14 protein-coding genes are annotated in these 12,498 nt (G+C 39.6%); 11 read left to right on the top strand and 3 right to left on the bottom strand.

Annotated elements, in window-relative coordinates:
• Positions 1-35: 35 nt before the first annotated feature.
• The 7 genes from BN1546_RS18940 to BN1546_RS18910 all read left to right on the top strand — a co-directional run bounded on the left by BN1546_RS18940 (position 36) and on the right by BN1546_RS18910 (position 5,809).
• Positions 36-461 (top strand): DUF600 domain-containing protein, encoded by a 426-nt coding sequence (locus BN1546_RS18940; RefSeq protein WP_090738574.1) that lies wholly within the window; start codon positions 36-38, stop codon positions 459-461.
• Positions 462-1,114: 653 nt separating this feature from the next.
• Positions 1,115-1,702 (top strand): hypothetical protein, encoded by a 588-nt coding sequence (locus BN1546_RS18935; RefSeq protein WP_255305435.1) that lies wholly within the window; start codon positions 1,115-1,117, stop codon positions 1,700-1,702.
• Positions 1,703-1,890: 188 nt separating this feature from the next.
• Complete coding sequence (locus tag BN1546_RS18930) at positions 1,891-2,682, top strand: hypothetical protein (protein ID WP_090738573.1); 792 nt, start codon at positions 1,891-1,893, stop codon at positions 2,680-2,682.
• 224 nt (positions 2,683-2,906) lie between these two features.
• Positions 2,907-3,239, top strand: coding sequence for an Imm8 family immunity protein (locus BN1546_RS18925; protein ID WP_090738572.1), 333 nt, complete (start codon positions 2,907-2,909; stop codon positions 3,237-3,239).
• Between the two features lie 188 nt (positions 3,240-3,427).
• On the top strand, positions 3,428-3,787 hold the full coding sequence (locus BN1546_RS18920) for a putative zinc-binding protein (RefSeq protein ID WP_013311396.1): 360 nt from the start codon (positions 3,428-3,430) through the stop codon (positions 3,785-3,787).
• 165 nt (positions 3,788-3,952) lie between these two features.
• Entirely contained in the window at positions 3,953-4,360 is a 408-nt protein-coding gene (locus BN1546_RS27375; RefSeq protein ID WP_176702344.1) for a hypothetical protein, read from the top strand.
• A gap of 21 nt (positions 4,361-4,381) precedes the next feature.
• Positions 4,382-5,809: a pyridoxal phosphate-dependent decarboxylase family protein gene (locus BN1546_RS18910; RefSeq protein ID WP_090738571.1), complete on the top strand. Its 1,428-nt coding sequence runs from the start codon at positions 4,382-4,384 to the stop codon at positions 5,807-5,809.
• Positions 5,810-6,173: 364 nt separating this feature from the next.
• On the opposite strand, the gene BN1546_RS18905 is transcribed toward BN1546_RS18910, so the two are convergent.
• The 3 genes from BN1546_RS18905 to BN1546_RS18895 form a co-directional block, all read right to left on the bottom strand.
• Entirely contained in the window at positions 6,174-6,698 is a 525-nt protein-coding gene (locus BN1546_RS18905) for a VOC family protein (protein ID WP_058711323.1), read from the bottom strand.
• 51 nt (positions 6,699-6,749) lie between these two features.
• The gene (locus tag BN1546_RS18900; protein ID WP_058711322.1) at positions 6,750-7,376 is read right to left on the bottom strand and encodes a type 1 glutamine amidotransferase family protein; all 627 of its coding nucleotides are present in this window, start codon (positions 7,374-7,376) and stop codon (positions 6,750-6,752) included.
• A 108-nt stretch (positions 7,377-7,484) separates the two neighbouring features.
• Entirely contained in the window at positions 7,485-8,447 is a 963-nt protein-coding gene (locus tag BN1546_RS18895) for a helix-turn-helix transcriptional regulator (RefSeq protein WP_090738570.1), read from the bottom strand.
• A 249-nt stretch (positions 8,448-8,696) separates the two neighbouring features.
• Here BN1546_RS18895 and BN1546_RS18890 point away from each other — a divergent pair, with 249 nt between their 5' ends.
• From BN1546_RS18890 to BN1546_RS18875, 4 genes are read left to right on the top strand one after another with little or no spacing between them, the layout of a single operon-like run.
• The gene (locus BN1546_RS18890; RefSeq protein ID WP_090738569.1) at positions 8,697-10,199 is read left to right on the top strand and encodes a hypothetical protein; all 1,503 of its coding nucleotides are present in this window, start codon (positions 8,697-8,699) and stop codon (positions 10,197-10,199) included.
• 20 nt (positions 10,200-10,219) lie between these two features.
• Positions 10,220-11,323: a pentapeptide repeat-containing protein gene (locus BN1546_RS18885; protein WP_090738568.1), complete on the top strand. Its 1,104-nt coding sequence runs from the start codon at positions 10,220-10,222 to the stop codon at positions 11,321-11,323.
• A gap of 12 nt (positions 11,324-11,335) precedes the next feature.
• Positions 11,336-11,848, top strand: a complete 513-nt coding sequence (locus BN1546_RS18880; protein ID WP_025676071.1) for an imm11 family protein — start codon at positions 11,336-11,338, stop codon at positions 11,846-11,848.
• A 12-nt stretch (positions 11,849-11,860) separates the two neighbouring features.
• Positions 11,861-12,490 carry a hypothetical protein gene (locus BN1546_RS18875; protein WP_090738567.1) on the top strand — a complete coding sequence of 210 codons (630 nt, stop codon included), beginning with the start codon at positions 11,861-11,863 and terminating at the stop codon, positions 12,488-12,490.
• Positions 12,491-12,498: the final 8 nt, after the last annotated feature.

Raw genomic sequence — 12,498 nt, 5'->3', positions numbered from 1 at the left:
TATTTGAAAATTTTTTTAGCGAGTTACAAGCTGATATGGTTTCCATTTGCTTGGAATATGTTAATGATAGAGCAGATAAAATTTATATTTATTGCTCATATGAAGAGGGAATGATTTCTAGCGACTTTTTTTATCGTATAAACAACAAAGTTATTGAAAGACATAAACTTAATGATGTATTAAACAGTGCAGAAAAAGACGTTTTTGTATATGACGTATCTGTAGAAAGACAACGTGGAGTTATAAAAATAATAAACAATGATATTGAGGAAATTTTTCATTTATGCAAAAAACACGGACGTGAGATGCCTACAGAAATGAAAATAATTTATGATGTTAAATTAAACAAGTTAACAGCTAATTACAACTATGAATTAGTACACACTAATCATCCGGTTAAAACTGCAGATGATATTTCAATGGAATGGTTTGAACAAATTCAAGCAGAAAAAAGTTATTAAAGTAAATTTAAATGCTTACCAACAAACTTAACACTAACTGATTTAAGCACTCGATAAACTTACAAAAGCTCATTCCAACTTGTTTTATTAGTATGTATGGATTTCCATTCCAAAAAAACAATAACCTCCCATCCCTCCCCATCAGAGTTTACATACACAGACTCAAACGGCTAAGGGAGGGAAATTCACTAAGAACAGTGTTTATTTATCAATAATAATCTAGATGAAAATCAAACCAGGTATATCACTAAAAAAAATCTAGAGCTACTGAATTATCCTTATTTAGAAGAAGATATTTTTAAAGATAGCGGATATAAAAGGTAAATTTCCCCTGTTTATTACATGATAAAAGTAAAATCAGAGTATCCTAAATAACATTTTTGAATTAAGTCGAACGAGTCGATTATGGTCAGACTGCCATGATTGACTTGTTCTTTTTACTTTCCTCTTGCCCCTAATGCCGTTTGGTAATATGAACAAGCTGGTGAGAACATTAGAGGTAGAGGGTTGAGGGTTGAGGGTTGAGGGTTGAGGATAAAGGTGAAAGACGAGAGATCCCCAATGATGGCAGCTATTTAACTACAGATGGTGAAAATATAAAATCACCAATGCTAGATTAGTACACCTTTATAAGAAAGTGAGGTTATAGTGAAATGATACTTACTCTTGATATAAGTAATGAAGAATTTGATGGAATTATAGATGGTGATGGAGAATTTACACCGACTATTTTTTTGAATTTTCCAAGTGATATTAGAGGAATATACGAATTTGAACTCATAAATACAGTGATAGATATTTATAATTTTAAAGATCAAAAACAAAATCAGGGACTTCATGTAAAAGATGATTCACTTTTTGTATTTGGAAAAATGAAAGTTCGAATTGAGGGGGTCAAAGGTGCGGATTTCAAACTAATTGAAGGTAACCTTCTTGCAGGAAGTGAGCAATATTACAGTTGGCCCTATACAATTGATAGCGGTGATATTGTATGTAAATGCGGGGGGAAGTTATCTTTCCTAGAGGATTGCTACGTAGCATTAATGATTGTTACTGAAAGTAAGCCTAAAATAACATTAACATTTAATATTGAGGAGACAGTTCCTTTTGATTTCATGAATAGCAGTAGCTTAGAGCAAGCAAATTTAAAAAAAGTAGAGTCTAAACACATGAAATCTCTTGGGAAGTTGTTGATTTCAACTTTTCCAAGAGTATTTTGGATCTGGGAGAAGAGCTATTAAGAGTGAGTAGTTCAAATGTTAAATAAAAGGATCATATAATGGCTTATTCTATCTGAAACGATGAGTAGGAATGAGCCTTTTTTCCACGCAAAAAAATAATTTTTCATTCCTCCCTATCATTAGCCTACCTAAAGAACAAATTAAAAGATTAAGATGACCTTTAATCTAATCCTGAAAGGAAGAAATCTGTGGTCGGAAAAATTATACAACTAATAACAAATGCTACTTTAGATAAAGATGATAGTGTTATAGTAGCTGCTCTAAAGTTATTAAAAAATGATTGCAATTTAGAAGAATTAGAGGGTGACTATTTTGCTCAACTTGTTAGTATGATTCCTCTGGTTAAAGAACAGAGTACAAAGGCACTTTTAATTGAAACAATTGTGGAATCTCCAGAATTCGTTAGCGACGATACGATGTTGGACGAATACGTGAAACTTATATCAGAAGGTGCGACTAACGTTAAGGAAGCTGCAAGATGTTTAGGTGCATTTACCGCCTCTGGCTCTACAAACAAACAGATATTCTTACAATTGGCCAATAAATTAAATAATAAATTTGCCGTTGAAATACTAGTTTCAATGGGACGCTCTAATTGGGGAGAAATCCCTCATTACCTAGAATCATTTACTCAAGAGGTTCAAAATGCACAAAGGATAAGATATCGTTCAGGAATAATTGCAGCCTTTTTATTAATTGTTCATCCTCTGTGTTCAGAATACGCTCATATCAGTTCGTTATCTTTTGGATATCCATTTACTGAAGCGGCTATGAATGATTGGACATGGGTAACCCCAAAAAATACAGAAAATATAGTACAAAAGAAAATAGTAACCTCAAAAGAAGCTGACGTATTGGTGAAATTAGGGAGATTATTGCGATATAATAAGGATTTGAATTCAAACGAAATTGCAAAGCTCTACACCGATTTTTTTGAAGATAAGAACCCATTTGATGTTATTTACACTCTACCAAAATAAAAACATAGCGCCAAAGAAGTCACTGCGAGAGTTGTTTTGTTTTGTATAGAACACGCTCCTATCTTTCCCCTAAAACAATGACTTGAGATCCCTCCACATCTTAACGTGTTTGATTTACAAGAGAAAGTGTTCGAAGAATACAGTGCTGGTAAAGCATAGGCACCAAAGCAGATAAGTAATGTTCATATTGATATTGAAGAATAGGAGAATAGGAGAATAATTAAATGCTTATAATAAAGGCTTTAACAAAGATGTATGAGGATTGGGGTGAAGATATAGACGATTTCTATATTACTTATAATGTAGATATCGGACCCAGTGAAATAAATGGAGCATCAGACATGTTTTCATTTAAACTAATAAGTCCTAAAAGGTTAGATAGAATGGCAGATCAAGGTGATATTATTATCGGGCATGGTCATTTTATAGCAAAGGACTTTAATGAAAATACACTTGAAGCAACATTAAACCGTATCATTAATAAATACACAGATGATGATATTAATAAGGCATACAAAAACCTATCTACATATTTTCGTCGGGAGATGGATGAATAATTAGAGATCTAGCTGATTTACATACACACAGTTAGCCCTATAGCAGATTTCACAAAAATAATGTCGTGATCACGATCACGGTTTAGACTGTAAATTTAAGTTAAAATATAAACAATTTTAAATTTATTTCAGCTGAAACCAAAGATACCGTGATCGATCACAAAGAAAAAACAAGGAAGTGTACAAAGATGAAAAGAACTGATTTACCTCTTGTCTATTCTTGTTCTGGATGTTCCTCCGCAGCACAAACCGCTAACATGATCGCTATACAAATGGATCGAGAAAAAGTCGCTGAAATGTCCTGTATAGCTGGTGTTGGTGGTGATGTCAAACCCCTTGTCAGAACAGCGAAATCGGGACGTGACATCATTGCAATTGACGGCTGTCCCTTGTCCTGTTGCAAGAGTTGCTTAGCAAGGCATGAAGTTCAACCCAAACACCATTTCCTGCTGTCTGACTTTGACGTACCCAAGATCATAGGAGAAGATCCTAACCCTGATCATTATAGGAATGCTTACACACAAATCTTAGAGCAAATTGGACAATAATTCTTAATCAAATTAAGGTGTGTATCGAAAGATGGCTGTCAATATGCACAATATCGTAAATTAGTTTTTACTGGTGGCTCCTAACATATCTTTAGGGACCACCAGTATTTTTTACTCCCAGTTTAATCATTGGATATAAAAATCCTTAAGAATTTGGAGCACTAATTGGAGTCATTTTTCAAATTTTCAAGCAGCTCATTTGCAACATCTGGCAAAGCGTTTTCGAACACTTTTCTTACAAGTGACTATACATTCTTTTTTAATACTTTTCAGATAACTAAGGTTCCCCCTCCTATATTCAAGCTCCCCCGCCTCCTTGCTGCCTTGCAAAATTACGTCGTTACCATCCAAGCAACACAGCAACTATGTATCTGCCTGCTTACCAGCCTTGAGTTGGAGTACTATCTCATTCCCAACATCACGTTTCCAGCATTTGCACTGAACGGCGATTTTACAGCCATCTTTGCCCTTGAAAATTACTTTACGTATAGCGAAGTGCCTAAAAATAAACGTAATGATGAAATCGGTAAATATCACAAAATGACAACAGATGTTATATTATACTTTGGTTGAAGTTAAACAAAGGAGATGCTTATGATGAATCAAGAACCAAATCAGCAATTAGGTGAGATTATTGAGGAGTTCATACATTCATACATGGCAGAAAACAATAACATTCGATCTCAAAAAGTAATCAACATTGCAGATGAGGATACAATAGCTCATTTAAGGGGAATTGGCTTTCCCAAAAAAGGAAGACCCGTAAAAGAGGTTGTCGATGAAATGAGGAAAAACGTCTATCCTCATCAAGCCTTCATGCAACACCCTCGTTTTTTTGCAATGGTTCCTAGCCCCGTGTCTGTTTACTCTTGGTTAGGAGATATCATGACCTGTGCTTATAATACCCACGCCGGAAGCTGGATGCAGAGTTCGAGCGCAAGCCTTTTAGAGGGGGAAGTGATCCGATGGATGTGTGACCAAGCAGGATATCCCGATACGGCTGGAGGCTTATTTCTGTCCGGCGGATCACTTTCGAATTTGACCGCTTTAGCCGCTGCACGCAATGCAAGGTTATCCGAGCAGGAATATGCCATTGGAACTGCTTATGTTTCAGATCAAACTCATTCATCGGTCGCCAAAGGGTTACGCATCCTCGGATTCCGTAGTGATCAAATCAGAAAGGTTCCAAGTGATAAAAATTTTCGTATGGATGTTTCAGCCTTAGAGAAAAAAATAATGGATGATCAGGCGGCTGGCATGAAACCTTTTGCGATCATTGCCACGGCAGGCACAACCAATACAGGAAGCATTGACCCGCTAAACGAAATTGCTGACCTATGTGAAAAACATAATATTTGGTTACACGTGGATGGAGCTTACGGTGCGTCGATTTTGGCTTCTTCGAAATATAAGTCTCTTTTGAGCGGGATATCGCGTTCAGATAGTATCACCTGGGATGCACACAAATGGCTAATGCAGACCTATTCTTGTAGCGTGGTTTTAGCCAAAGATAAGCAGCAACTCAAAAACTGCTTCAGCACACGCCCAGAATATTTGAAGGATGCCGAGACCGATGAAGAACATATTAATTATTGGGATTTGGGTCCAGAGTTAACCCGGCCTGCTCGAAGTCTGAAACTATGGGTGACACTGCAAGCTTTAGGCACGAATGCTGTCGGTGAAGTGATAGAGCATGGAGTTCAACTCGCAGAATGGGCTGAAGATGAAATCAAAAAACATAATCATTGGGAAATTGTATGCCCCGCGCAATTAGCGATTGTTAATTTTCGATATGCACCACCTGGGCTATCCGACCAGGAATTAGATTCACTCAATAAAAGGATCTCCCAAGAAATGGTGACCAACGGGTACGCCACAGTGCTTACGACACAACTCAATGGAAAGACTGTTCTCAGAATCTGCGCAATTCACCCGGACACTACGGAAGATGAGATAAGGAATACAGTTCAGCTTTTATCGAATATAGCAAGATCATTGAATGAGAAAAAAGTTTTTTTATGATGTTCAATTATGAAAATGAAGTGCTACACTTTCTGTAAATAAATAAAAATGCTCAGCATTACGAAAATAAGAGGGGCACGCCGCCCCTCTTTACTGTCTTTCCTGCACATCTTCCAAATTATATGCCATTGTGAAATGCAGTAACAATGAACATCACTCAATCCTAAAACGTTATTTGGAATGCAGTAATATATTCAAATTGCTCTTAAACTCTCTTACATCAATTTTCTGATCTCGATATATTATTACCACGTACACAACATGCCTTATTGGTGATAATGATGCCATATTTTCCGCCAACTATTTGGCATCATTTCAGCAAATAGTCACTTTTAATACATTTTACCAAAAAAAGTGATCGCATCTATTTTTCACTAAAGCTTTTGGCCCATTCAGCAACCCTACGGCTACTTTCTTCTTCTGACAAATCCTCGATCCTGGTCATAATAGACCATCTTACTCCACAAGGATCCAATATACTTGCGAATCGATCACCTGAAACAAAGTTTGTAACGGGTTCCCTTACTTTCGCTCCTCTTGCTACCGCATTTTCAATGACCTGATCCACATTCATTACGTAAATTCCGAAAGAATAACACGCATTTCCTTCATCTGGTGGCAAGACCAATTGATATGTCGGATTCGCTGCTCCGAGTTGCAAAAAACCATTTCCAAAATCTAATTCCGCATGAACAATGATTTTATTGCCATTCTCATCAGAAAATTCAGTAATATCCTTAACCCTCGCATTGAAAACCGCTTTATAAAACTCTATTGCTTCCAAAGGATTCTCCACAGTAATAAACGGGGTAATAGATGTAAAGCCGTTGGGTATTCCATTCTTTGTATATTTACCTGACACTCCCACATATTCTCTGCTTTCAGTCATTTTAACTCCTCCTTTAAATGATCGTAACAGTTCAGTTTTATGCTTATACCTTCATTGGATTGAATTCATCAACTCATAGTAATGTTTGGATGCACGAGTCTTATTAAGACTATACCAAGCCTCTAATGTTTTAGAAGAAAACACACCTAGAGCTTTCAAAACGTGTACGGAGAATTCCAACGGAGCCGTTCCAGATGCAGTGATCAGCCTTCCATCCGTTACAGCAGATTCCATTTTGTAATACTTTTCGCCCGTATAGGTGGGACAGGTCATTTTGAGGTATTCCAGATCATTGCTTGTATGCGAACGTGAATTCAGTAGTCCTGCCTGGGCAAGTCCCATGGTAGCACCACAAATCGCCGCCACCCATATACCTTCCTCTAAACATCTCTCAACAATTTTTAAAATCGGTTGGTGAATGGTTTCTGTCCATGTATTTCCACCGGGTAAAATCAATAAATCCGTGCTCTCAATGCTGCACTCATCCAGTTTGATGTCAGGCAGGATTTTCAATCCGCCCATGGTTGTGACAGGAGTCTTTTCCATTCCCACGGTAACTATTTTGGATGGGAACAGCCCCTTTTTATAATATCTCCCCGAGTTCAGTTCGGCAGTTAAGTAACCGATCTCCCAGTCTGCCATAGTGTCAAATACATAAAGATATACCGTACTATTCATTCACAGGTTCTCCTTATTTTATAATTTATCAAGTGATACCAACCTCAGTAACCCGTGATTATCCCCATTATAAAAAAGCTTCACTGACATCTGCTGTCAGTGAAGCTTTTAGCGCTGATAATATTCTACTAACTCCGACGCAACAGCAACTAGTTTTTCCTTCAAGCTCTGTGGTTCGATGACTTGAATGGATTTCCCATAGGGTAGGAGTAAATAAGGGACATATGTATGAAGTGATTTTTCCTCAAGCAAAAAGATGGCTTGGTTAGCGGTTCGTTCTTTCAGATGATGCCCCAAAAACCAATGCAGACATAAGTCATCCAATGCCTCTGACTTGCCTTCGATCATTAAAGAAATTAAACCGTCCTTGCCCACTAAATCAGGTAACAGATTTTGCATAAAAAATTCACGAGCCGAAAAAGCCTCAGGCCGCTTAAATAGGCTTGGAGTACGCTTAATCTGTAGAATCCGATCTGCCCGAAAGCTACGGATCTCATTCCTTAGGTGACAAAATGCAACAGTATACCATTTGTTGTTCCAATAAACCATTCCGTAGGGGTCTATCACCCTATTCTTGGGTTGTTCTTCATGGCTTGTGCGATAATCCATTTCGACAGAGAATTCGTTGGCTACAGCCTGCTCCAATTCTGCCAATATCGGCTGAAGAGAAGGATCTCCCATGCGATTTATCACTTCAAATCCGGCTAAATGACGACTAAGTATACTTTCCTGCTCTTGATTCGAATACATTTTCAATTTTGACGTCGCATTGCTTAATGCCTCACTCAAAGGGTATCCAGCCTCTTTTGCAAAAACCGCAGCATGAAGGAGCGCCTTTTTTTCCTCCATATCAAATAGCAAAGGTGCTCTAATAAAATTATTCAGCAAGCGATACCCGCCATGATGGCCCGTGTCGGATATTATAGGCACTCCACTGGCGCATAGTGCGTCAATATACCGATAAACTGTCCTTATATTTATTTCTAACTTTTCAGATATTTGTTTTGCTGTCATTTTTACACCCGAATTCAGCATCCATAAAATGGCCAGCATATTATCGTTTTTTGGCATAACATGAACCCTCCTCTCTCATTAAAGCTTAATCTTTTATAAATATCACTTTATACTCCCTCTTACCACCTATTATATGCTTATTTCCATTTTATACGTCCCTCTCATATCTTCAAATTCCAGATTTACACATAGTAAATACCATAATGAATGGGTCATTCTGTAAACTAACTCTCTCTTTTAACCGATAAATACATATGCTGGATTTATAATTCCACTTTTTAAACACAACTACAGAAGGAGACACCTATGGAAAATATCGTGACGTACGGTCATATCGAAATCATGCCTTATGAGTTCGTCCGCCTTCATGAACTTAAAATCTTAAAAACAGTCAATGACCATGCCCGAATGATCTGTACAGGCATCATCTCGGAGAAAAAGCGAGAGCTGTATATACGTGCTTCGGATGAAGAAACCCAGGTCAAAGCTTTTGTTACAGACAAAAATGGCAATCGGCAGCCTCTTTTTCGAGGCATTGCCTTGGATGTGGAGGAAAAAGTCGTTCACGGGGTCCATTACCTAACCGTCGAAGCCATCTCTCATACCTACGAGTTAGATATTAAACGCCATCAACGTTCTTTCCAAAATCCCAAGCTCACCTATACGGGTTTGATTGAAAGTATTGTATCAGACTACTCCAAAGCAGAAGCGATGGATGTTGTGTCCCATAAGAAGCCCATTGGTACCTTTATCATGCAATATGATGAAACCGATTGGCAATTTCTGAAACGGATGGCTTCCCACTTCTACTCTCCGCTCATTCCTGCAGTGGGCTATGGAGTGCCAAAGTTTTATTTTGGTCTACCTATGGGACTCAGCAAGGGCGAAATACAATCTACCAATTATAAAGTCACCAAACGGGTCGCTGATTTTCAAACCGCCTCAGAGAACCATATCCCTGGCGTGCGTGATGCGGATTTTATCCAATATGAGGTCGAGACGGAGAAATTGCTGGAGCCTGGCTACGAAGTGACCTTTCAAGGTCATAAGCTGATCGTAGCTGAAGTGCTAACAGAGATGAAGGACGGGGTACTGACCCATACCGCCAAGCTGTCACCACGAAGCGGCTTACGTCCGATTAAAGACTACAATCGCTCCATTATCGGTGCTTCTATTCAAGGCAAAGTACTGAGCGTTCGTCGGGACAAAGTACGTGCCCAGCTCGATATGGACGATCAGCAAGATCCGAACACAGATTACTGGTTTCCCTACTCTACCATTTATGCCTCTGCGGATAACACGGGCTGGTATTGTATGCCTGAGGATGGGGACAGCATTCGCATTTATTTCCCCAGTTATAAGGAAGAAGAAGGATACGCAATCAGCTCAGTTAAAAGAGAACCACAACCTTCCGGGGGAAAAGCTTCTGTTACTTCTGGTCATGGCACAACTTCTGCTTCGTCTGCCGGATCAAATTCTTCTTCGGCACTGTCTGCGGTAGCTCCTGCGCCAGATCGAATGGCTGATCCTGCCATTAAGACGCTGCGAACCAAATACGGCAAAGAAATCATGCTCGCCCCAGATCAAATCGTTATTTCTGGCAATGGCATGTCCATTGTCATTAACGATAAAACAGGCATTGATATTGTAAGTGGAAAAAATGTGAGTATTAGCGCGGCTTCGGATATTATTATGAGTTCCGGTAACATCCAGCTTTCTGCCGGAAAAATTGAGCTGTCTGGTAAAGGTAACACGATCACGTTGGATGACAAAACCACCTTCTCCGGCACGGAAATTAAGATGAACTAACGGAAGGTGAAAACTAGCAGATGGATAAACAAGCGGCATTACACCATTTTAAAGAACATCATTTTACACCTTTGCTGGACATTCAGTTGGACAGGCTGGAAGCCATGTTTGATCGCTACCAAGCTCAACTAATCTCCGATTTCAAAGAATCGTTTAGGGATTTGTGTATACACATTCTGAACATGCAGCAACAAGGCCAAAAAGAACCCATTGGATATATTCACTACTCGTTCTTGCGCACTCAGATGCTGGAGCAATCCTACCTGTATATGGTCGAGGCTTATTCTGCTGAATGGTACGAAGATGATTCCGATTGCAAGTTAACCTATGACGCGTCATGGGCTTACGCACCAATGAGTATCATGTTGGAAGCCTTGGAGAAGGAACGAAAAATATATATGGGGACGATCACTTCAGTGGACGTTGAACGATTGATGTTGGAATCCGCTCCTTTATTCCACCAGTTTGTGAGCTCCCTTCTGCGCTTAGGCATGACAGAAGTGGTTCAAATGCCTGAGTATCTCGCTATTCATAAAGCTGATCGTGTAGCCATCCGAACGGGTGAGTACAAGGATATCAGCGAGAATCTATATGTCGAAGATCAGGAAGTACTTCTTGCAGATCATGTGAGAGAGCAATTGATACACTCCAGTGAAGAAGAACCCTATGTTTACGAAAACCTAAAGCGGCTCTCTCTTCCCCACCTTCACCTGATGCAAAAGGATCTGCGCTATAACGATTTTAGCCACACTGACTTACGGGAAAGCCAGTTTCACACCTGCATATTGATCGGAAACATGTGGCAGCGATCGAATCTAGCAGGGGGTAGCTTTCAGGGATGCTTACTGACCGACGCGGATTTTAGATATAGCGATTTGAGAGATGCTAACTTCAGTAATGCCAGCGGACAACCTTATCGGGAACATGGAGTTCGGGTGCCAGGTCTATGTGGCCTTCATTTTGAACATGCCATCCTGGATGGGGCCGATTTTACGGATGTACATTCGTTTGAACATGCGTATTTTGAGGGGGCTTCGATGCAAGGAACCCTCGTCCCGCAAAAGTACTACCAGCATTGGAAACTAAGCGAAGCACAGCTTCAATCTATTGTGTGGACGGAGTAAGGAGGAATGTGTATGCGCCATTATTATGTGCTGGTCGATGATCATCGTATATCCCGAAACATTGAACCGATGAATTTAAATCTTTTTAAAACGCCATTTGTTGGCATGCCTCCGGCTCAGGTTTTAGATGTTCATGCGACAGAAGATGCGGAGTATACGGACTGGCTACCATTTTTAACCTCACAACCGCTATTTTCCGATCCTATGAAACGGATTCTAGAATTATACAATACACAAGCTCGTTTTAAGCAGGTGTATATCGTGAACCGGGAACCTAGCCGTCAGGAATTATATTGGATTTGTTCCGTTCCCTCTGTGGATGGCATTTCAGAGCAGACTGAATTTTATGCGCACGACCAAACTCTAAAACGACTTGTTCTAGATAGCCATAAGGTGAATGGACACCATTTTTTCCGATTGTCCAACGTGAGGGAACCTTATTTCATCGTTAGCTTAGAGGCTGCTGAAAGCTTGCTTCGGCGGAGTTTGAGTGGTTTTCGGCTACAGAAGCTAGAACTCTTATAAGGAGGTTCAATCTTGACGGAGCATTGGGATGAATTTTTTTTAAAACTGCATCATCAGCAAATATTGAAAGAGCAATTAAGTACAGCGGAAAACGATGAAAGCTGGATGATGATATCTATTGAAGAAGCGATAGAGGGAATTTTAAAAGGCTCACTAACGCTGACGAATGAACAGGAAATTCGGTTTCAAACCCTTCCTGTCTTTGAAAATCAAGTCACCATTTCCCTGCCTGACTCTCTTGCTCCAGAAGTTCGAACTGGACAGACGGTAGATCCATCGAGAAGCTTCGTCGTTCAGGACAAGCTGGGCGGAATCCTGTTCGGTCTGCACCAAAGCAGGCAAGCACTTGACACTACGCAAACAGAAGTCTATCAACAACAGATGATTGAGCAAACCAGTCGCGCACAACCAAGTATGAAGCTTGTAGATGAAAAGATTCTTTCTATTCAAGATACCATCATTGGCTGCTATGAAGCTATTTTTCTAGTTTCCCCCTCTCCCTATTATCAGATTGTCTTTGTGCGTTCCTGGCGTGGCAAGGCTATGATCGGGAGTTGCCAATTTAAGCTGGAGGATGCTCCCCTCTGGGTTCCGTTAACCTATGCCATGCTGCATACTGCGACATGGTCGGAGCTTTCTTGAATCTATAC

Origin of the sequence: Paenibacillus sp. Mc5Re-14, assembly GCF_001049835.1 — a bacterium.
GTDB lineage: Bacteria > Bacillota > Bacilli > Paenibacillales > Paenibacillaceae > Paenibacillus > Paenibacillus polymyxa_C.
This window is presented reverse-complemented; position numbering and strand designations above follow the sequence as displayed.

Bases quoted from the DNA above. Each gene is read 5' to 3' on its own strand.
- BN1546_RS18935 (WP_255305435.1), top strand. From the start codon at position 1,115: ATGATACTTACTCTTGATATAAGTAATGAAGAATTTGATGGAATTATA.
- BN1546_RS18925 (WP_090738572.1), top strand. From the start codon at position 2,907: ATGCTTATAATAAAGGCTTTAACAAAGATGTATGAGGATTGGGGTGAA.
- BN1546_RS18885 (WP_090738568.1), top strand. From the start codon at position 10,220: ATGGATAAACAAGCGGCATTACACCATTTTAAAGAACATCATTTTACA.
- BN1546_RS18905 (WP_058711323.1), bottom strand. From the start codon at position 6,698: ATGACTGAAAGCAGAGAATATGTGGGAGTGTCAGGTAAATATACAAAG.
- BN1546_RS18910 (WP_090738571.1), top strand. From the start codon at position 4,382: ATGATGAATCAAGAACCAAATCAGCAATTAGGTGAGATTATTGAGGAG.
- BN1546_RS18880 (WP_025676071.1), top strand. From the start codon at position 11,336: ATGCGCCATTATTATGTGCTGGTCGATGATCATCGTATATCCCGAAAC.
- BN1546_RS18940 (WP_090738574.1), top strand. From the start codon at position 36: ATGGTTTCCATTTGCTTGGAATATGTTAATGATAGAGCAGATAAAATT.
- BN1546_RS18900 (WP_058711322.1), bottom strand. From the start codon at position 7,376: ATGAATAGTACGGTATATCTTTATGTATTTGACACTATGGCAGACTGG.
- BN1546_RS18920 (WP_013311396.1), top strand. From the start codon at position 3,428: ATGAAAAGAACTGATTTACCTCTTGTCTATTCTTGTTCTGGATGTTCC.
- BN1546_RS18890 (WP_090738569.1), top strand. From the start codon at position 8,697: ATGGAAAATATCGTGACGTACGGTCATATCGAAATCATGCCTTATGAG.
- BN1546_RS18895 (WP_090738570.1), bottom strand. From the start codon at position 8,447: ATGCCAAAAAACGATAATATGCTGGCCATTTTATGGATGCTGAATTCG.